Source organism: Methylobacterium sp. 2A (assembly GCF_009806555.1).
Lineage (GTDB): Bacteria > Pseudomonadota > Alphaproteobacteria > Rhizobiales > Beijerinckiaceae > Methylobacterium.
In genome coordinates this window covers 119800-138168 of sequence record NZ_VUOK01000010.1, presented here as the reverse complement: position 1 = coordinate 138168, position 18369 = coordinate 119800, and the positions used below count along the sequence as shown (strand labels likewise).

At 68.9% G+C, this 18369-nt stretch carries 21 protein-coding genes; 5 read left to right on the top strand and 16 right to left on the bottom strand.

The genetic code is table 11. The features are described 5' to 3' along the window. Positions 1–6: 6 nt before the first annotated feature. From FVE89_RS05765 to FVE89_RS05755, 3 genes are all read left to right on the top strand, one after another. Entirely contained in the window at positions 7–201 is a 195-nt protein-coding gene (locus tag FVE89_RS05765) for a DUF1656 domain-containing protein (RefSeq protein ID WP_160533082.1), read from the top strand. Next, positions 201–1247, top strand: coding sequence for an HlyD family secretion protein (locus tag FVE89_RS05760; RefSeq protein ID WP_160533081.1), 1047 nt, complete (start codon positions 201–203; stop codon positions 1245–1247). The genes FVE89_RS05765 and FVE89_RS05760 overlap by 1 nt, the downstream gene beginning before the upstream one ends. Positions 1248–1318: 71 nt before the next feature. Beyond that, entirely contained in the window at positions 1319–1819 is a 501-nt protein-coding gene (locus FVE89_RS05755) for a DUF3280 domain-containing protein (RefSeq protein WP_160533080.1), read from the top strand. Positions 1820–2483: 664 nt separating this feature from the next. On the opposite strand, the gene gatB is transcribed toward FVE89_RS05755, so the two are convergent. The 4 genes from gatB to gatC all read right to left on the bottom strand — a co-directional run bounded on the left by gatB (position 2484) and on the right by gatC (position 6303). Further along, a complete protein-coding gene (gene gatB / locus FVE89_RS05750; protein WP_160533079.1) occupies positions 2484–3956 on the bottom strand; it encodes an Asp-tRNA(Asn)/Glu-tRNA(Gln) amidotransferase subunit GatB in 1473 nt (490 codons plus the stop codon). Positions 3957–4168: 212 nt separating this feature from the next. Then, complete coding sequence (locus FVE89_RS05745) at positions 4169–4468, bottom strand: hypothetical protein (RefSeq protein WP_160533078.1); 300 nt, start codon at positions 4466–4468, stop codon at positions 4169–4171. Next, positions 4465–5943 carry an Asp-tRNA(Asn)/Glu-tRNA(Gln) amidotransferase subunit GatA gene (gene gatA, locus FVE89_RS05740; protein WP_160533077.1) on the bottom strand — a complete coding sequence of 493 codons (1479 nt, stop codon included), beginning with the start codon at positions 5941–5943 and terminating at the stop codon, positions 4465–4467. Before gatA ends, FVE89_RS05745 begins: the two co-directional genes overlap by 4 nt. 72 nt (positions 5944–6015) lie before the next feature. Further along, positions 6016–6303 (bottom strand): Asp-tRNA(Asn)/Glu-tRNA(Gln) amidotransferase subunit GatC, encoded by a 288-nt coding sequence (gatC, locus tag FVE89_RS05735; RefSeq protein ID WP_007564343.1) that lies wholly within the window; start codon positions 6301–6303, stop codon positions 6016–6018. A 430-nt stretch (positions 6304–6733) separates the two neighbouring features. On the opposite strand from gatC, the gene FVE89_RS05730 reads away from it, so the two are divergent. Further along, positions 6734–7303 (top strand): SMI1/KNR4 family protein, encoded by a 570-nt coding sequence (locus FVE89_RS05730; RefSeq protein ID WP_160533076.1) that lies wholly within the window; start codon positions 6734–6736, stop codon positions 7301–7303. Then, on the top strand, positions 7300–7824 hold the full coding sequence (gene ruvX, locus FVE89_RS05725) for a Holliday junction resolvase RuvX (protein ID WP_160533075.1): 525 nt from the start codon (positions 7300–7302) through the stop codon (positions 7822–7824). Before FVE89_RS05730 ends, ruvX begins: the two co-directional genes overlap by 4 nt. On the opposite strand, the gene dprA is transcribed toward ruvX, so the two are convergent. From dprA to FVE89_RS05665, 12 genes are all read right to left on the bottom strand, one after another. After that, positions 7814–9025: a DNA-processing protein DprA gene (gene dprA, locus FVE89_RS05720; RefSeq protein WP_160533074.1), complete on the bottom strand. Its 1212-nt coding sequence runs from the start codon at positions 9023–9025 to the stop codon at positions 7814–7816. The two genes, ruvX and dprA, sit on opposite strands and share 11 nt — an antisense overlap. Before the next feature lie 37 nt (positions 9026–9062). Further along, the gene (plsY, locus tag FVE89_RS05715; protein WP_160533073.1) at positions 9063–9665 is read right to left on the bottom strand and encodes a glycerol-3-phosphate 1-O-acyltransferase PlsY; all 603 of its coding nucleotides are present in this window, start codon (positions 9663–9665) and stop codon (positions 9063–9065) included. Then, the gene (locus tag FVE89_RS05710) at positions 9665–10969 is read right to left on the bottom strand and encodes a dihydroorotase (protein ID WP_160533072.1); all 1305 of its coding nucleotides are present in this window, start codon (positions 10967–10969) and stop codon (positions 9665–9667) included. The genes plsY and FVE89_RS05710 overlap by 1 nt, the downstream gene beginning before the upstream one ends. Next, complete coding sequence (gene hisF / locus FVE89_RS05705; protein ID WP_160533071.1) at positions 10966–11769, bottom strand: imidazole glycerol phosphate synthase subunit HisF; 804 nt, start codon at positions 11767–11769, stop codon at positions 10966–10968. Before hisF ends, FVE89_RS05710 begins: the two co-directional genes overlap by 4 nt. Positions 11770–11787: 18 nt before the next feature. Continuing rightward, positions 11788–12258 carry a DUF29 domain-containing protein gene (locus FVE89_RS05700; protein ID WP_160533070.1) on the bottom strand — a complete coding sequence of 157 codons (471 nt, stop codon included), beginning with the start codon at positions 12256–12258 and terminating at the stop codon, positions 11788–11790. Positions 12259–12298: 40 nt separating this feature from the next. Next, positions 12299–13042, bottom strand: coding sequence for a 1-(5-phosphoribosyl)-5-[(5-phosphoribosylamino)methylideneamino]imidazole-4-carboxamide isomerase (hisA, locus tag FVE89_RS05695; RefSeq protein ID WP_160533069.1), 744 nt, complete (start codon positions 13040–13042; stop codon positions 12299–12301). Positions 13043–13079: 37 nt separating this feature from the next. Then, complete coding sequence (gene hisH, locus FVE89_RS05690) at positions 13080–13739, bottom strand: imidazole glycerol phosphate synthase subunit HisH (RefSeq protein WP_160533068.1); 660 nt, start codon at positions 13737–13739, stop codon at positions 13080–13082. Positions 13740–13758: 19 nt separating this feature from the next. Beyond that, the gene (locus FVE89_RS05685) at positions 13759–14244 is read right to left on the bottom strand and encodes a DUF2628 domain-containing protein (RefSeq protein ID WP_160533067.1); all 486 of its coding nucleotides are present in this window, start codon (positions 14242–14244) and stop codon (positions 13759–13761) included. A 69-nt stretch (positions 14245–14313) separates the two neighbouring features. Next, complete coding sequence (gene hisB, locus FVE89_RS05680) at positions 14314–14901, bottom strand: imidazoleglycerol-phosphate dehydratase HisB (RefSeq protein ID WP_160533066.1); 588 nt, start codon at positions 14899–14901, stop codon at positions 14314–14316. 84 nt (positions 14902–14985) lie between these two features. Beyond that, the gene (locus FVE89_RS05675) at positions 14986–15861 is read right to left on the bottom strand and encodes an S-methyl-5'-thioadenosine phosphorylase (RefSeq protein ID WP_160533065.1); all 876 of its coding nucleotides are present in this window, start codon (positions 15859–15861) and stop codon (positions 14986–14988) included. 298 nt (positions 15862–16159) lie between these two features. Then, positions 16160–17062 (bottom strand): cytochrome c1, encoded by a 903-nt coding sequence (locus FVE89_RS05670; protein WP_160533064.1) that lies wholly within the window; start codon positions 17060–17062, stop codon positions 16160–16162. 18 nt (positions 17063–17080) lie between these two features. Next, positions 17081–18367, bottom strand: a complete 1287-nt coding sequence (locus tag FVE89_RS05665; RefSeq protein ID WP_160533063.1) for a cytochrome b N-terminal domain-containing protein — start codon at positions 18365–18367, stop codon at positions 17081–17083. Between the last annotated feature and the right edge of the window lie 2 nt (positions 18368–18369).

Below are 18369 nucleotides of genomic sequence, written 5' to 3'. Positions count from 1 at the left end.
GCGGCCATGTACGAGGACATTCACATCGGAGGCGTGCTGATCTCGTCGTTCGTCGCCTACGCCCTGGCGGCCTTCGTCATCCTCCTGATGCTGCGCTGGCTCTTCGCCCGCATCCGCTTCAGCCGCTATGTTGCCAACGCCCCGCTTGCCGAGGCCGGTATCTACGTCTGTGTTCTTGCCCTCCTCATCGCGTTGATCTGATGCCCGAAACGACCGCCGATGAGGACGACCCCAAGCCCGCGACCCGCGCGGACGCGCGGGATCACGACGATCTCCTGCCGGTGGTCCCGCGTCGGGGCCGGGCCGCCAAGATCTTCCGCCTGATCGCCACGGGGGTGATCCTGCTCTTCGCCTTCGCGGCGGCCGCCTATGTCTGGGAATTCTACGTGGAGGCGCCCTGGACGCGCGACGGCACGGTGCGCGTCCAGGTCGCCAATATTGCCCCGCAGGTCGCCGGTCAGATCGTGGAGGTGCGCGTTCACGACAACCAGAACGTGCGAAAGGGCGACGTGCTCTACGTGATCGATCCGGTCGATTTCGAGGTCGCCGTCACCCAGGCGGATGCCGAGGTTAAGAACCGGCAGGCCGATCTGCAGGTGAAGAACGCCCAGTCGGCCCGGCGTCAGGAACTCACCACGGTCTCCACTTCGGTGGAGGAGAAGCAGCAATATGCCGGCACGGCCAAGATCGCCGCGGCGGCGCTCGAAAGCGCGCAGGCGCAGCTTCGACAGGCCAAGATCAACCTCGAACGCACGCAGGTGAAATCCACCGTCAACGGCCGTGTCACCAACCTGCTGATGCGGGTCGGCGATTACGCCCGGACCGGAACCGCGAACATCAGCGTGGTCGACACCGATTCGTACTGGATCGACGGCTACTTCGAGGAGACGAAGATGCCCAACATCCATGTCGGCGACCGGGCCGACGTGAAGCTGATGGGCTTCGATCCGCATCTCACCGGGACGGTGGACAGCATCACCCTCGGCATCTCGACGCCGAATGCCGCTTCCAGCACGCAGGGTCTGCCGGACGTCAATCCCGTCTATACCTGGGTGCGTCTGGCGCAGCGCGTCCCCGTCCGGATCCGTATCGATCACGTTCCGCCGGAGATCCCGCTGATCGCCGGGATGACCGCAACCGTGGTGGTCAATGGCGGCCGCGCGCCGGCGCCGGCGTGGTTCATGGATCTGCGCCAGCGCGTCGCCGCCCTGATGCAGGCGCCCACCGTCGAGGCGGATCGGCGCTGAGGGGTTCCGGATGTGACTTCGGGCTGGTTCGCCGTGTTGTCCCCGCAGAAACATGTAGGCAAGAGATGGCCATGGTCCGGCTCGCAGTCACCGCGGCCCTTCTGCTGGCCGCATCCGTGCCGGCCCTCGCGGCGCCACCGAAGGCTGCGGTGTTCGACTTCCAATACTCGAACCTGTCGCCCGTCCCGACCGACTCCGCGGACATCGCGCGGCTGCAGCGGGTGAGCGACGAATTCCGCGCCCTGCTCACGGAGAAGGGTCTGTTCACCGTCGTTTCCACCGCACCGGTGCGCGCGGAAGTGTCCAAGGGTCCCAGACTCCGGCAGTGCAACGGCTGCGCGGAGACCTTTGCCCGCAAGCTCGGAGCGGACGTCGCGATCACCGGCGAGGTCCAGAAGGTCTCGAACCTGATCCTCAACCTGAACGTCTACGTGAAGCCGCTCGCCGGCCAAGCCGCCGAGAAGGCCTACAGCGTGGACCTGCGCGGCGACACGGATGAATCGTTCGATCGGGGCATCCGCTTTCTGGTCAGGAACAATATGGAAGCCGACAACCCGTTGGGGCACCATTGAAGATCCCGCGGCGGCGCGGGATCGATCCAAGTGTCTGATCGGCCTTGCGCTGCAACGCGTCGGAGCGGCGGACGCCGTGAAAAAGGTTTCTGCCGGCAAATTTGCAGTTGACCGATCGCGATGACGGGCGCAGTCTCCCCCTGTGCTTCGCGAAAGCAGGCACGGATCGGCCGGAAACCTTGAGGAGATCAGGTTTCGCAACGGTTGCGATGGTCTGAAGCTGGAGGAGACAGGGATGACTCCACCGCAGCGGAACGCCGCCTAGACGGTTCCGGGACCGGTTCGGCCCGTAGCTCAGCGGCACCACACGGACAGCCAGACGGAGGCGGCTCCAGGGGCGCAGAAGCGGCCGATACGGCACGCCTTCGAATGCGCGAAAGGCCCCAACTTGAGCCGTTCCGCCGCGGTTTCCTTGCAGAGGATTTGACGGCCCCTACCTGCCCGGCAGCGCCGCGGCGGGATTTCGTCGTGGCGGAGGCGATGGAGGTTCGGTCGACGCGCCGACCATCCAATCCACGCCTCATCCTGAGGTGCCCGCGTCAGCGGGCCTCGAAGGAGGCCTCCAGGGATCGCGCGACTTCCAGAGGCCTCCTTCGGGGCCTCTGCTGCGCTCCGGCACCTCAGGATGAGGGCACGGGTTGGAAGGCCGTCCGCGGTCGGCCGTTCACGCGATCCCGAGCTTCGCCTTCAGCAGGGCATTCACCGCCGCCGGGTTCGCCTTGCCGCCGGTGGCCTTCATGGTCTGGCCGACGAACCAGCCGAGCAGCGTCGGCTTCTCCTTGGCCTGCGCGACCTTATCGGGATTGGCGGCGATGATCTCGTCCACCGCCTTCTCGATGGCGCCGGTATCGGTCACCTGCTTCATGCCGCGGCTCTCGACCAGGGCGCGCGGATCGCCACCCTCGGTCCAGACGATCTCGAACAGGTCCTTGGCGATCTTGCCCGAGATCACGCCCTCGCCGATCAGGTCGATGATCGCCCCGAGCTGCGCCGCCGAGACCGGACTCGCCTCGATCGACAGGCCCTCCTTGTTGAGGCGGCCGAACAGCTCGTTGATCACCCAGTTGGCGGCGGCCTTGCCGTCCCGGCCTTTGGCGACCGCCTCGTAGTAATCGGCGGAGGCCCGCTCGGCGACCAGCACGCCGGCATCGTAGGGCGACAGGCCGTAATCGGCCACGAACCGGGCCTTCTTGGCGTCCGGCAGCTCGGGCAGCCCCTGCGCGAGGGCATCGACATAGGCCTGATCGAATTCGAGCGGCAGCAGGTCCGGATCGGGGAAGTAGCGGTAATCGTGCGCCTCCTCCTTGGAGCGCATCGAGCGGGTCTCGCCCTTGGTCGGGTCGAACAGGCGGGTCTCCTGATCGATCGTGCCGCCATCCTCCAGAATTGCGATCTGGCGCCGCGCTTCGGTCTCGATCGCCTGGCCGATGAAGCGGATCGAGTTCACGTTCTTGATCTCGCAGCGCGTGCCCAGCGGCTCGCCGGGGCGGCGCACGGAGACGTTCACGTCGGCGCGCAGGCTGCCCTTCTCCATGTCGCCGTCGCATGTGCCGAGATAGCGCAGGATCGTGCGCAGCTTGGTCACGTAGGCCTTCGCCTCCTCCGACGAGCGCAGGTCCGGCCGGGAGACGATCTCCATCAGCGCCACGCCCGAGCGGTTGAGATCCACGAAGCTGCGGGTCGGATCCTGGTCGTGCAGAGACTTGCCGGCATCCTGCTCCAGGTGCAGGCGCTCGATGCCGACGGTGATCGACGAGCCGTCGGCCATGTCGACCAGCACCTCGCCCTCGCCGACGATCGGGTCCTTGTACTGCGAGATCTGATAGCCCTGCGGCAGATCCGGGTAGAAGTAGTTCTTCCGGTCGAACACCGAGCGCAGGTTGATCTTCGCCTTGAGGCCGAGCCCCGTGCGCACCGCCTGGGCGACGCATTCGGCGTTGATCACCGGCAGCATGCCGGGCATCGCGGCGTCGACCAGCGAGACGTGGTCGTTCGGCTCGGCGCCGAACTCGGTGGAGGCGCCGGAGAAGAGTTTCGCCCGGCTGGAGACCTGGGCGTGGATCTCCATGCCGACGATCACCTCCCAATCGTGGAGGCCGCCCTTGATCAGCTTCTTGGGGTCGACGGGTGCGTTCATGGTCGTCCGGGCCGGAGGCGTCTTAACGGTGTGATCCCACCCTCAAACCTCATCCTGAGGTGCTGCGCAGCAGCCTCGAAGGAGGGCTCCAGAGGGCGTTGCGATCCCTGGAGGGCTCCTTCGAGGCCTCCGCTGCGCTCCGGCACCTCAGGATGAGGGTATGGGTGGGAGCCAATGTCCTGGGTTCACTTACGGGCCGCAGCGCGAAAAGATCAAGCGCGGCGTCGGATCGCCTTCTGCGCGCCGTAGCCGACGATCGCCCACAGCAACGCCGCGACGGCCCGGACCGGGAAGAAGGTCGGCCCGTCATGGGTGATCGGCGCCGGCCAGGGGATGCCGGCCGCGCTCACCGCGTAGGAGAACAGCACCGAGAAGCCCAGGGCCGCGATCGCCGCGATGAACACCTTGCCGAACTGGCTGGCGGTCCAGCCGAGATAGAGCGCCACAACGATCAGCGCCGGGTCGAACCCGGCCCAGATCCAGACCGTCCAGGGATAATACGGGACGGTCATGCCCACCACGGCTCGGGCAGCTTGGTGCGCCCGGCCGAATCCTCGATCACCTGGGCGACGGCGAACAGCGTCTCCTCGTCGAAGGGTCGGCCGATCAACTGGAGGCCGAGCGGCAGCCCCTGCCCGTCGAGACCCGCCGGCACCGCGATGCCCGGCAGCCCCGCCATGTTCACCGTCACGGTGAACACGTCGTTGAGGTACATCTCCACGGGATCGGCCGAAGCCTTCTCGCCGATGCCGAAGGCGGCCGACGGCGTCGCGGGCGTGAGGATCGCGTCGACCCCGTCCGCGTAAGCCTGCTCGAAGTCGCGCTTGATCAGGGTGCGGATCTTCTGCGCGCGGACATAGTAGGCGTCGTAGTAGCCCGCCGAGAGCACGTAGGTGCCGATCATGATCCGGCGCTTCACCTCGCGGCCGAAGCCGGCGGCGCGGGTGTTCTCGTACATCCCGGCGATGTCCTTGCCGGGCACGCGCAGGCCGTAGCGCACGCCGTCGTAGCGGGCGAGATTCGAGGAGGCCTCGGCCGGCGCGACGATGTAGTAGGCCGGCAGCGCGTAGGAGGTGTGCGGCAGCGAGATCTCCTTGATGGTCGCGCCGGCGGCTTTGAGCCACGCCGCACCCTCGTCCCAGAGCTTCTGGATCTCGGCCGGCATGCCGTCGACCCGGTACTCCTTCGGGATGCCGATGGTCAGGCCCTTCACGCCGCGGGTGACCGCCGCCTCGAAATCGGGGACGGCGAGATCGGCGCAGGTCGTGTCACGGGCATCCGCGCCGGCCATCGAGCCCAGCAGGATCGCGCAGTCGCGCACCGTGCGGGCGATCGGGCCGGCCTGATCGAGCGACGAGGCGAAGGCCACCGTGCCCCAGCGCGAGCAGCGCCCGTAGGTCGGCTTGATCCCGACCGTACCGGTGAAGGCCGCGGGCTGGCGGATCGAGCCGCCGGTATCGGTCGCGGTGGCGCCGAGGCAGAGCCGGGCCGCGACCGCGGCCGCCGAGCCGCCCGAGGAGCCGCCGGGCACGATCTGCGCGTCCGAACCCTTTCGCCGCCAGGGCGAGACCACGTTGCCGAAGGCGCTGGTCTCGTTGGACGAGCCCATGGCGAACTCGTCGAGATTCAGCTTGCCGAGCATCACGGCGCCGTCGCGCCACAGATTGGCCGACACCGCCGATTCGTAGTGCGGCTCGAAGGTCTCGAGGATCTTGGAGCCTGCCGTCGTGGTCACGCCCTCGGTGCAGAACAGGTCCTTGATGCCGAGCGGAATGCCCTCCAGCGGCCGGGCCTCGCCGGAGGCGAGCTTCCGGTCGGAGTCTTCGGCCATCGCCAGGGCGCGGTCCGGCGTCTCCCGGATGAACGCATTCAGGACGCGGGCCTTCTCCATGGCGTCGAGATGCGCCTGCGTCAGCTCGCGGGCCGAGAGCCGCTTCGCCTTGAGGGCGTCGCGCGCCTCGGCCAGGGTGAGTTCGTTCGGATTCACGCTGTTCACGTCCCCGCGCGCCGCAGCGCGCCCACCAGAAATCCGGTCCGCAAGGTTCGAGCCGAAACCGGCCTACTCGACCACCTTCGGGACCAGGAAATAATTGTCCTCGGTCTCGGGCGCGTTTGCCACGACATCGGCAGCGCGGCCGCCCTCGGTGACCACGTCTTCGCGCTTCTTCATCGCCATCGGCGTCACGGAGGTCATGGGCTCGACGCCGGAGACGTCGACCGCCCCGAGCTGCTCCACGAAGGCCAGGATCGCGTTCAGCTCGCCCTGCAGCGGCCCGACCTCGTCGTCGGTGACCGCGATCCGCGCCAGATGCGCGATGCGCCGAACCGTCTTCTCGTCGACCGACATGCCGTCCCGTTCGCCCCTGTCCGGGAGCGGCCTCCCGGGATCGGCCGGGCTATAGCACCGGGTTCCGACGCGCCGCAACGCGGGGTGATCCGCTCGCGGCGTCGGCCCAGTGCGGATCAGGTCACCACGTGACGCGGCGTCACCGACATCTCGATCGTGATACCGGGCTGGCGCACCGGTTGCACCCTGGCCTGGACGAACCCCAGAACCAGGATTTCGAAGGCCAGCAGCAACATAAGCCGATGCCGGCGCGGCATCCGCGGCGCGGAGCGGACCGGTGTGGAACGGATGAGCGCGCCGGTTGTCGACAAGGCAGGAACCCGAGCGGTGGTTTAACGAAGCTTTAACCTAACCTAGACGGGAACGGCTTCGCGTCCATCCGGTGCGATCTACGGAGTCCGGCAAGCCTGTGGATGAGAGAGCGGGATCGATGTGGGATCGGATCTTCACCAGCCTGTCCCCGGGCTTCACGCCGGGCGAGTCGGAGCTCGGTCGCGCGGCCGCGGAGCTTGGCTTCGCGCTGCCCGCCTCCTACCGCAGCTTCTGCCGGACCTGCGGCGTCGGCCTGGCGGGGGAGCAGGTCAGGATCGCGGTTCCGGGTCCCTACGAAGCGAGCGATCTGTTCACGCAGGCGGGGATCATCGCCCACAGCGTCGGTTCGGCCATCGGGATGCTGGAGGACGGGGACGAGCCGCATCGTTTCGATGTCGAGGGCGGCGATCCGGCCGTGGTCGAGCGCGCCTGCTTCTTCGGCCGGAGCGAGGATGGCGGTTTCCTGTTCTGGGACGTGACGGGCAGCGGCCCGGAATACGAGATCTGGCTGCTCGCTCCGGATCTGACGACGATTCGGTTCGGCGGTGAGAGCCTCGACGATTTTTTCACGCGGGTCACCGGTCCGTCCGCCGCCCTGGTGCTCGGGCCGGGGTTTGACCCCCTTCCACCGCGGTTCGAGGGCGTCTCGGAGGCTACCTTGGCGCGCGGCGCGCAGGCGGAACCATGAATCACGACGCAATCCGCGCTTTCGCAGCCGCCTCGCGCGGCGGGGCACGGCTGATCGGTATCGATCTCGGCACCAAGACGATCGGCCTCGCCTTGTCGGATCTGGGCCGGCAGATCGCGACGCCGCTGGAGACGATCCGCCGGGTGAAGTTCACGCCGGACGCGCAGCGACTCGCCGCCCTGTGCCGCCGGCACGCGGTCGGCGGCCTCGTGGTCGGCCTGCCGCTCAACATGGACGGCAGCGAGGGGCCGCGGGTGCAATCGACCCGGGCCTTCATGCGCAACCTCGCGCCGATCCTGCCCCTGCCCCACGTCTTCTTCGACGAGCGCCTGTCGACCGCGGTGGTGACCCGGGCGCTGATCGAGGCCGACGCGTCCCGGGCCCGGCGCGGCGAACTCGTGGACAAGCTCGCCGCCGCCTACATCCTCCAGGGCTGCCTCGACGTGATGCGCCACCTCGCCGACGCTGAAGCCGGCTTGGAGGCCGACTCGGCGGCTGACTCGGACCCGTTCAGCGGCTGAGCAGCGAGACCGCGCCGCTGCCATGGCGCTCGATCCGCCCGTCGAGTTCCAGTTCCAGCAGGACGGTCTGCACCACCCGGATCCCGAGGCCGGCGGTGCGGGCCAGCTCGTCCGTGCCGACGGGGCTTGGCCCGAGCAATCCGACAATGCGGGCGCGATCGTCGACCGGCTCCGGCAGGTCCTCCGAGCTTCCCGAGGCGGCGGGCTCCGCCGTTTGGAAGAGGTCGGGAGCCGCAAGCGTGTCCGGGTTCGCCGCGTCGAGGTCGATCTCGTCCCAGAAGTCCGGCTGCTCGCGGAGATCCGGCCGTCCCCGCGCCGGGGCGGCATCCGCGTCCGGGCCGCGCTCGATGATCGGGCCGAGCACATCGAGGATATGGGAGACCTCGGAGACGAGCGCCGCGCCCTGGCGGATCAGGTCGTTGGTGCCCTCGGCGCGCGGATCCAGCGGCGAGCCGGGCACGGCGAAGACCTCGCGGTTCTGCTCCAGGGCGTAGCGCGCGGTGATGAGCGAGCCGGAGCGGCGCGCCGCCTCGATGACCACGGTGCCGTAGGACAGGCCTGAAATGATGCGGTTGCGCCGCGGGAAATCCCGCCCCCGCGGCACCCAGCCCATCGGCATTTCGGCCAGCACCGCCCCGCCCTCCCCCAGGATCGCGTCGACCAGGGCGCCGTGGTTGGTCGGGTAGATCCGGTCCTGTCCGCCGGCCATCACCGCTACGGTGCCGGTTGGAAGGCTGGCCTTGTGGGCCCGTGCGTCGATGCCCCGGGCCAAGCCCGACACCACGATCAGCCCCGCCTCGCCGAGGCCGCGGGCCAGCCGCTCCGTGAAGGCGAGCCCGGCCGTGGAGGCGTTGCGCGAGCCGACCAGGGCGACCGCCGGACGGTTCAGGATCGCGGCGCCGCGCAGGGCCAGGAGCGGCGGCGCCGCGTCGGTCTGCTGGAGGAGGCGCGGATACCCCGCCTCGCCGGTGGCGATCAGCCGGCCGCCGAGGCGCGCCAGGGCCGCGACCTCGTCTTCCGCCTGTGCCCGGCTCGGGGGCTCCAGCCGTTTGCCCTGACGGCGGCCGAGATCGGGCATCGCGTCGAGGGCGGCGGCGGCGCCGCCGAACCGGTTGATCAGCGTGCGGAAGGTGCGCGGTCCGACGCCCTCGGTGCGGATCAGGCGCAGCCAATCGAGACGCTGGGCATCGGTGAGCTGCATGCGATCCCCCCAAGGACCGCGCATCTCATGCCTGCGCTCAGCCCTTCTGGCCGATGCGCCCCTCGGTGCCGGACGCCAGCCGGCGGATGTTGGGCGCGTGCTTCCACCATAGCAGCACGCCCATCAGCAGGAACAGCAGAGCTTGCGCCGGTGCGCCGAGGGTCCAGAGCGCCACGGGCGTCGCCGCCGAGGCGACGAGCGCCGCCAGCGACGAGTACCTGAGCGCGAAGGCGAGGCCGAGCCAGATCAGCGCGAAGATCCCCAGCGCCGGCGGCGAGAAGGCGAGGAGCACACCGATGAAGGTAGCGACACCCTTGCCGCCCTTGAAGCCGAGCCAGACCGGAAAACAATGGCCCAGGAAGGCGCCGAGGCCGGCGGCGAGCGCCGGCCCCTCCCCCAGGTTCCGGGCGATCAGGACCGCCGCGGTCCCCTTCAGGGCATCGCCCAGCAGGGTCGCGGCGGCGAGTCCTTTCCGGCCAGTGCGCAGCACGTTGGTAGCGCCGATATTTCCGGAGCCGATCGCCCGCACGTCGCCGAGCCCGGCGAACCGGGTCAGGATGAGGCCGAACGGAATCGAGCCCAGGGCGTAGCCGAGGATGAGGCCGCCGAGGGCGGCCCAGGTCGCGAGATCCGCGGGCATCAGGCCGCCGCCGCCAGGTCGTCCATCGCATGGACGATCTCACCGCCGACCAGGGTCAGCACGGCGGCACCCTGAAGGCGCGCCTCGTCGAAGGGCGAATTCTTCGACCGCGACTTCAGCCGCCGCTTGTCGAGCACGTAGGGCAGATCGGGATCGATCAGCACGAGATCGGCCGGCGCGCCGACCGCGAGGCGGCCGGCTTCGCGCCCGAGGATCCGGGCCGGGTTCACCGTCAGCGCGGCGATGAGCTTCGGCAGTTCGAGATCCCCGGTATGGACGAGCCGCAGGGCCGCGCCCAGCAGGGTCTCGATCCCGAGGGCGCCGTCCGCCGCCTCCGCGAAGGGCAGGCGCTTGGTCTCCACGTCCTGCGGATTGTGGTCGGAGACGACCACGTCGATCACGCCCTCGCCGAGCGCCCAGACCACCGCGTGCCGGTCGGCTTCATCGCGCAGGGGCGGCGAGAGCCGGCAGAAGGTGCGGTAATGGCCGATATCGTTCTCGTTGAGGACGAGGTTGTTGACCGAAACCCCGCAGGTCACCGGCAAGCCATCCTGCTTGGCCCGGCGGACGATCTCGATCGAATCGGCGCAGGAGATCATGGCGGCGTGGTAGCGGGCGCCAGTCAGCCGCACGAGGCGGATGTCGCGCTCCAGCATCACGGTCTCGGCCTCGCGGGGGATGCCCATCAGGCCGAGGCGGGACGCGAGCTCGCCCTCGTTCATCACGCCCTCGGCGACGAGATCGGCATCCTCGACATGCTGCATCACCAGGGCATCGAAGTCCCGGGCATAGGTCAGTGCGCGCCGCATCACCTGGGCGTTGCCGACCGCGTGCAGCCCGTCCGTGAACGCCACCGCCCCGGCTTCCTGGAGCAGGCCGAACTCGGTCATCTCCCGGCCGGCGAGCCCCTTGGTGATCGCGGCGGCCGGCAGGACATTGACGCTCGCCGTGTCGCGCGCCCGGCGGAGTACGAAATCCACGATGGCCGGCCCGTCGATCACCGGGTTGGTGTCGGGCATGCAGACCAGCGTGGTCACGCCGCCCGCGGCGGCGGCGGCGCTCGCCGAGGCCAGGGTCTCCCGGTGCTCGGCCCCGGGCTCGCCCACAAAGGCGCGCATGTCGATGAGGCCGGGCGTCAGGACGCGGCCGAGGCAGTCGATGCGCTTCGCGCCGTCCGGCGTGCCGGGGGCGGCGCCGCTGGCGAGATCGGCGATCCGGCCGTCCCGGACCAGGACTGCGCCGGCGGTCTCGCGGCCGGTCGCCGGATCAAGGAGGTTGGCGTTCGCCAGAAGGTAGCTGCTCACAGGGGCGCCCTCGCGGAAGTGGCCGGGCCGTCGAGGCGCATGGCGAGGCCGGCCGCCGCCATATGGGCCTTGGCTTCGGCCACGCTCGCCTGCCCGAAATGGAAGATGGAGGCCGCCAGCACGGCGCTCGCCCCGCCCTGCGCCACGCCGGCCACGAGGTCGTCGAGCCCGCCGACGCCGCCGGAGGCGATCACCGGAACGGAGACGGCATCGCTGATCGCCCGCGTCAGGGCGAGGTCGTAGCCGGAGCGGGTCCCGTCCTTGTCCATGGAGGTGACCAGCAACTCGCCGGCGCCCTTCTCGGCCACAAGGCGCGCGAACGCCACGGCGTCGATGCCGGTCGGATCGCGACCGCCATGTGTAAAAATCTCCCAGGCGGCGGGCGCCCCGGGCGGCGAGACGCGCTTGGCGTCGATCGCCACCACGATGCATTGGGCGCCGAATTTTTCCGCAGCGCGGGCGACGAGATCCGGGTCCTTCACGGCCGCGGTGTTGATTGCGACCTTGTCGGCCCCGGCGAGCAGGAGCGCGCGGACATCCTCCACGGTACGGACCCCGCCGCCCACGGTGAGCGGCATGAAGCAGGCCTCGGCGGTTCGGCTGACGATGTCGAGCAGGGTGCCCCGGGCCTCGCGGCTCGCGGTGATGTCAAGGAAGCAGAGTTCGTCGGCGCCGGCCGCGTCGTAGACCTTGGCGGCCTCGACGGGGTCGCCGGCATCGCGCAGACCCTCGAAGCGGACGCCCTTCACGACGCGCCCGTCCTTCACGTCGAGGCAGGGGATGATGCGGGTCTTGAGCACGGCGTCTCGACAGGTTGATCAGGTTTCAGGATCGATCGCGAAGTGGCGATCCATGACGTCCTGATAGGTGTAGGGGCAAGCCTCAGGAAAGCGGCTGACTGCGAGCCTCGTCTCCTTGGCGGCGTCGAGGCGCGCGACACGATAGGCCTTGCTAATGGCTTCGGCGAGACGGCTCTTCAATCCCGGGCTCTCGCTCAGCTCTTCGGCGATGTGGATGCGATGGGTTGCGATCGAGATCATCCAACTCCGTGTGCGCTTGCCGGGCTGGTAGTCAAACTTGAGCATGTGCAGCAGCACAACGCGCAAGGCGCTCACCAGACTGGCGAACTGGCTCCTGCCCAAGCTCTCGATTTCCTCAGCCAGATTCTCGTAATCCAAAGCGGAAAAATCGCCGGAGCGCAGACGCGCGCCCTGCTCCTGGGTCCAGGTGTAGAAATCGTCCGCGTAGGCTGTCCCGGCCGCGGCGGGTCGGGTCTTCACCGCCGTCATCGAGACCTCCCGAGTCAGCGCCGCCACCGGGAGTGATCTATCACGAAGCCGGGCCGCGCGCCGCAGCGATTGCCGCGAGCGCCGCCTCCGGATCGATGCGGCCGTCGTAGAGCGCCCGGCCCGTGATGGCGCCTGCGATCAGCGCGCAATCCGGCTGGAGGAGGCGATGCACGTCGTCGATCGAGGCGAGGCCGCCCGAGGCGATCACCGGAATGCGCACGGCCTGCGCCAGCGCCAGAGTCATCTCGACGTTGAGACCTTTCAGGATCCCGTCCCGGGCGATGTCGGTGTAGATGATCGCCGCGACGCCCGCATCCTCGAAGCGGCGGCCGAGTTCCTCCGCCGTCATGCTGGAGGTCTGTGCCCAGCCCTCGACCGCGACGCGCCCGTCCTTCGCGTCGATGCCGACCGCGATCTTGCCCGGATGCTGGCGTGCGGCCTCGCGGACGAAGCCGGGATCGCGCACCGCGGCGGTCCCGATGATCACCCGCGAGACGCCCTTGGCCAGCCAGCCCTCCAGGGTCTTCATCTCGCGGATGCCGCCGCCGAGCTGCACCGGGATGGTCACGCGTCCCAGGATCGCGTCCACCGCCGCGGCGTTGCGCGGGGCGCCCGCGAAGGCCCCGTCGAGATCGACCACGTGCAGCCAGGGAAAGCCCTGCGCCTCGAAGATCGCGGCCTGGGCGGCCGGATCGTCGCCGAACACCTTGGCCTGGGCCATGTCGCCCTGGATGAGGCGGACGCAGCGTCCCTCCTTGAGGTCGATCGCCGGGTACAGGATCACGGGAGTTTCAGTCCTTCTTACCGAGGCAGGGACGCCCTCAGGGGCGCCATTTCAAAAAATTCGCGATGAGCGCGAGGCCCAGCCGCTGGCTCTTCTCCGGGTGGAACTGCGTGCCGGCGATGTTGTCGCGCGCGACGAGGGCGGTGATCGGTCCGCCATAATCCGCGCGGGCCACCACATCGCCGGGACTTTCGGGCGACAGCGCATAGCTGTGTACGAAATAGGCGTGCAGGCCGTCCTCGCCGGTGGGAATGCCGGCGAGCAGCGCGTGGTCGCGCGCCGGACGCAGGGTGTTCCAGCCCATATGGGGGACCTTAAGGGTCGGGTCCGACGGTTTGATCAGGCCGACATCGCCGGGGATCCAGCCGAGGCCCGGCGTCGTGGTGTATTCCAGCCCGCGGGTCGCCAGGAGCTGCATCCCGACGCAGATCCCGAGGAAGGGGCGTCCGTCCCGGTGGGCGACCTGCGTCATCGCCTCGACCATGCCGGGCACGGCGTCGAGCCCGCTTCGGCAATCCGCATAGGCGCCGACGCCGGGCAGGACGATGCGGTCGGCCCTGGCCACCACCTCCGGATCGGCGGTCAGGCTGATGCGCGCGTCGCACCCACCTTCGCGGGCGGCGCGCTCGAAGGCCTTGGCGGCGGAGTGGAGGTTGCCCGATCCGTAATCGATGATCGCGACCGACTCGGTACTCATGCGCGTGTCGTCCGGTCCATCACCGGGCACCCTCGTGAGCGGGGAACAGGCCGATCACCGCCTCGCTGCGCCGGCTCGGTCCATTCGGGAAAGGCGCACGGGGCGGTGCCGGGTTCGCGTCCAGCCACCGGCCGAGCGCGCGGGCCTCGGCCTCCTCGGAGCTGCTGGCGATCACGGCATCGCGCGCCGGCCAGCCCCGCCGGGCCAGCGTCCAGCGGCGCAGGCTCGATGCCTCCAGCCCGATCAGCCATCCGGCCAGCAGAGTGGCGATCAGGCCGGCGCCGGTCGGCAGCCCCAGGAGAAGTCCCCCGCCGGCGAGCGCGATCAGGCCGACCAGCACGATCAGCGCCGCGACCCAGAGCCGGTGATAGAGGAACCACAGCACCGTGAACGCGAAGGCCGACCACGAAAAGCCATCCGGCACCAGCACGGCCCGCTCGAGGCCGGTTGCCTCGCCGGGACGGGCATCGGGCGGCAGGTGGAGCGTGTAGCTGCGCATCCGCATCGCGGAACTCCGACAAGTGCGCTCTCCAGACCGCCACGGGGCGGCGGGGGAGCGCGACGACACGATGCTCTACAGGGAGCCCTTCGTGGAGGGAACGCGCCCCTCCTCCCGGGGATCGATCGCCACCGCCTTCCGCAAGGCCCGAGCCAGACCCTTGAAGCAGCTCTCCGCGATATGGTGGGCGTTGTCGCCGTAGAGGGTTTCGACGTGCAGGGTGAGGCCGGCATTCATCGCGAAGGCCTGGAACCACTCGCGCACCAGCTCGGTGTCGAATTGTCCGATCTTCTCCACCCGGAACGCCGTGCGGAACACCAGGAACGGACGGCCCGAGATATCGACGCAGACCCGGGTCAGCGCCTCGTCCATCGGCAGGTGGATGTCGGCGTAGCGCGTCACCCCGCGCTTGTCGCCGAGCGCCTTCGCGAAGGCCTGACCGAGCGCGATGCCGCAATCCTCGGCGGAATGGTGCTGATCGATGTGCAGGTCGCCCACGACCTTCACGTCGAGGTCGAACAGGGCGTGCCGCGCCAGCAGGTCGAGCATGTGGTCGAGGAAGCCGATCCCGGTCGCGATGGTCGATCGGCCGGTCCCGTCGAGGGCGACGGTGACCGCGATGTCGGTCTCCGCGGTCTTCCGGGTGATGGTGGCGCTGCGCATCTTGTTTCGGACTTTGCGTCGAGGGCGGCCGCTGCCGCCTGCGCCTTCTAGAAGGACTTATCGGGAAATGGAAAGGGTGGTCGCCTATCCGTTCAGCACCCGACCCGCAACGGCGTCGAGCTTGGCGAGCAGAGCGGGATCCCGGACGGCCGGCGCCGTCATGATTGCCCCGTCGAGCGCCCGGTGCGAGCCCGCCGGACAGGGTTCGCGCTCGGCCGGGAAGTCGCGCGCCAACCGTGCCACCAGCCGCGCCGCCTTGTCGGCATTGGCCCGCGCCACCGCCACCACGGCCGCCACGTCCACGGCGTCGTGGCCGGGGTGCCAGCAATCGTAGTCGGTCACCATGGCGATGGTCGCGTAGGTGATCTCGGCCTCGCGGGCGAGCTTGGCCTCGGGCATGTTGGTCATGCCGATCACGTCGAAGCCTTGCGCCTTGTAGGCCCGGGATTCGGCGAGCGAGGAGAATTGCGGCCCGTCCATGCAGACATAGGTGCCGCCGCGATGGACCGCGATCTGTTCCGCCTTGGCGGCGGCCGCGATGTGCGCCTGGAGACCGGGTCCGACCGGATGGGCCAGCGAGACATGGGCGACACAGCCGTCGCCGAAGAACGAGGAGGCGCGCCCATGGGTGCGGTCGACGAACTGGTCGACCAGCACGAACAGGCCCGGCGGCAGCTCCTCGCGGAACGAGCCGCAGGCCGAGAGCGAGACGAGGTCGGTGACGCCGGCGCGCTTCATGGCGTCGATATTGGCGCGGTAGTTGATGCCGGCAGGCGAAAAGCGGTGGCCGCGCCCGTGGCGGGCCAGGAACACGATCTTGGTGTCACCGATCCGCCCGATCCGCAGGGCGTCCGAGGGCTCGCCCCAGGGGGACGCGATCCGCTCCTCGCGGACATCCTCGAGCCCCGGCAGGTCGTAGACCCCGGAGCCACCCATCACACCGAGGACCGCTGCGGTCATGCCGGATTCCCTCAACGCGCGACACCTTGGCAGCGCGGCCTATCCCACCCGCCACCTCATCCTGAGGTGGCGGAGCAAAGCGGAGGCCTCGGAGGAGACCTCCCGTAGCCGCGGTGATCCCTGGAGCCCGCCTTCGAGGCCCGCTGACGCGGTCACCTCAGGATGAGGTGGCGGAGGGGACGAAGGGTATCGAAAGGAGGACCGACGCGGCGGGCGAGCGGTAGCACGGAGCGCCGATCAAAAAAAAGACGGACCTCGCGAGGGAGGCCCGCCAACGTCGTCGATCCGGGTGATGGCCTCAAAAGGCCTTGTGCAGCTCCGGCTGGAGGCCGTGGACCTCGCCACCGACATCGGCCCAGATCTTCTTCTTCACGTAATAGAGCAGCCCCGACAGGATGATCAGGAACAGGATCACCCGGAAGCCCAGGGCCTTGCGGTCCATCATGTGCGGCTCGGCCGCCCACATCAGGAAGGCCGCGACGTCCTTGCCGTACTGGTCGACGGTCTCGGGCACCACCGGCTGCCCCTTGTCGTCCTTCGGGTAGGTGACCTGCCCGTCGGTGATCGGCGGCGGCATCGCGATGATGTGGCCGGGATAGTACTTGTTGTAGTGGCCGCCATCCGGCACCGTGAAGTCCTTCGGCGGATCCTCGTAGCCGTTGATCAGCGCGTGGATGTAATCGGGGCCCTGCTCCGAATAGCCGATGAAGGGCAGCCAATCGGTCAGGAAGTAGAGCGAGCCGCGCGAGAAGGTCCGGGCCTTGGCGATCACCGAGAAATCCGGCGGCGCCTTGCCGCCATTCGCCGCTGCGGCGGCCTGATCGTTCGGGAAGGGCGGCGGGAACGTGTCGGCCGGGCGACCCGGGCGGTCGAACATGTCGCCCGCATCGTTCGGCCCGTCCTTGACCTGATAGGTCGCGGCCAGCGCCTTGACCTGGGCGGCGGTGAAGTCCGGGCCGCCCTCCTGCGCGAGGTTGCGGAAGGCGACCAGCTTCATGGAATGGCAGGCCGAGCAGACTTCCTTGTAGACCTGGAAGCCCCGCTGCAGCTGCGCGGTGTCGAAGCGGCCGAACGTGCCGGCGAAGCTCCAGTTCACGCGGGCCGGGATCGGTCCGCCATGCCCTTCCTGGGCGGAGACCGGCGCGGCGCCGAGCAGCAGGGCCGCAAGGGCGGCGGTCGAGAGGACGCGGGTCATCATCATGGTCCTGTCGTCAGCCCGTCAGCCCTTGGTGGTCGGTGCGGCGGCGGCGCCCGCCGGCATGCCGGATCCGCTCACCTGCTGGCCCGGCCCGGTCACGCTCTCGAGGATCGAGCCCGGCAGCTTCTTCGGCGTCTCGAACAGGCCGCAGAGCGGCATGACGATCAGGAAGTGGGCGAAATAGTAGGCGGTGCAGATCTGCGCGGCCAGCACGTAACCGCCTTCCGGAGGCTGCGAGCCCAGCCAGCCGAGCAGCAGGGTCGCGCCGATGAACACCCAGAAGAACTGGCGGTAGATCGGCCGGTAGTTGCACGAGCGGACCCGCGACGTGTCGAGCCAGGGGGCGAAGGCCAGGATGATCACCGCCGAGAACATCAGGATGACGCCGCCGAGCTTGCTCGGGACCGCGCGCAGGATCGCGTAGAACGGCAGGAAGTACCATTCGGGCACGATATGGGCGGGCGTCACCGCCGGGTTCGCCTGGATGTAGTTGTCGGCATGGCCGAGATAGTTCGGCTGGTAGAACAGGAACCACGAGAACAGGATCATGAACACGCAGGTGGCGAACACGTCCTTGACCGTCGCGTAGGGCGTGAACGGCACCGCGTCCTTGCCCGACTTGATCGGGATGCCGACCGGGTTGTTCTGACCCGTGACGTGGAGCGCCCAGACGTGCAGCACGACGACGCCCGCGATCATCCACGGCAGCAGGTAGTGCAGCGAGAAGAAGCGGTTCACCGTCGGGTTGCCGACCGAGTAGCCGCCCCAGAGCAGGGTCTGGATCGTGTCGCCCACCACCGGGATCGCCGCCAGGATGTTGGTGATGACGGTGGCGCCCCAGAAGCTCATCTGACCCCAGGGCAGCGTGTAGCCGAGGAAGGCGGTGGCCATCATCAGCAGGTAGATCACGACGCCCAGGATGTAGAGCACCTCGCGCGGGGCCTTGTAGGACCCATAATAGAGGTTGCGGAACATGTGCAGGTACACGGCGACGAAGAACATCGACGCGCCGTTGGCGTGCGCGTAGCGCAGCAGCCAGCCATAGTTCACGTCGCGCATGATCTTCTCGACGGAGGTGAAGGCACCCGTCGCCGAGGGCTCGTAATGCATCGCCAGCCAGACGCCGGTGACGATCTGGATGCCGAGGAACGCGATCAGGATCGCCCCGAAGGTCCAGAAGTAGTTGAGGTTGCGCGGCACCGGGAAGGCGACGAACGAGGAATGCACCAGCCCGACGATGGGCAGGCGCGCCTCGAACCATTTCGCCACGCGGCTCTTGGGGACGTAGGTGCTGGCCGTTCCGCTCATGC

Bases quoted from the DNA above. Each gene is read 5' to 3' on its own strand.
- FVE89_RS05700 (WP_160533070.1), bottom strand. From the start codon at position 12,258: ATGACGGCGGTGAAGACCCGACCCGCCGCGGCCGGGACAGCCTACGCG.
- gatC (WP_007564343.1), bottom strand. From the start codon at position 6,303: ATGTCGGTCGACGAGAAGACGGTTCGGCGCATCGCGCATCTGGCGCGG.
- ruvX (WP_160533075.1), top strand. From the start codon at position 7,300: ATGAATCACGACGCAATCCGCGCTTTCGCAGCCGCCTCGCGCGGCGGG.
- dprA (WP_160533074.1), bottom strand. From the start codon at position 9,025: ATGCAGCTCACCGATGCCCAGCGTCTCGATTGGCTGCGCCTGATCCGC.
- gatB (WP_160533079.1), bottom strand. From the start codon at position 3,956: ATGAACGCACCCGTCGACCCCAAGAAGCTGATCAAGGGCGGCCTCCAC.
- FVE89_RS05670 (WP_160533064.1), bottom strand. From the start codon at position 17,062: ATGATGATGACCCGCGTCCTCTCGACCGCCGCCCTTGCGGCCCTGCTG.
- FVE89_RS05760 (WP_160533081.1), top strand. From the start codon at position 201: ATGCCCGAAACGACCGCCGATGAGGACGACCCCAAGCCCGCGACCCGC.
- FVE89_RS05675 (WP_160533065.1), bottom strand. From the start codon at position 15,861: ATGACCGCAGCGGTCCTCGGTGTGATGGGTGGCTCCGGGGTCTACGAC.
- hisH (WP_160533068.1), bottom strand. From the start codon at position 13,739: ATGAGTACCGAGTCGGTCGCGATCATCGATTACGGATCGGGCAACCTC.
- FVE89_RS05730 (WP_160533076.1), top strand. From the start codon at position 6,734: ATGTGGGATCGGATCTTCACCAGCCTGTCCCCGGGCTTCACGCCGGGC.
- FVE89_RS05685 (WP_160533067.1), bottom strand. From the start codon at position 14,244: ATGCGGATGCGCAGCTACACGCTCCACCTGCCGCCCGATGCCCGTCCC.
- FVE89_RS05745 (WP_160533078.1), bottom strand. From the start codon at position 4,468: ATGACCGTCCCGTATTATCCCTGGACGGTCTGGATCTGGGCCGGGTTC.
- plsY (WP_160533073.1), bottom strand. From the start codon at position 9,665: ATGCCCGCGGATCTCGCGACCTGGGCCGCCCTCGGCGGCCTCATCCTC.
- FVE89_RS05755 (WP_160533080.1), top strand. From the start codon at position 1,319: ATGGTCCGGCTCGCAGTCACCGCGGCCCTTCTGCTGGCCGCATCCGTG.
- FVE89_RS05765 (WP_160533082.1), top strand. From the start codon at position 7: ATGTACGAGGACATTCACATCGGAGGCGTGCTGATCTCGTCGTTCGTC.
- FVE89_RS05665 (WP_160533063.1), bottom strand. From the start codon at position 18,367: ATGAGCGGAACGGCCAGCACCTACGTCCCCAAGAGCCGCGTGGCGAAA.
- hisB (WP_160533066.1), bottom strand. From the start codon at position 14,901: ATGCGCAGCGCCACCATCACCCGGAAGACCGCGGAGACCGACATCGCG.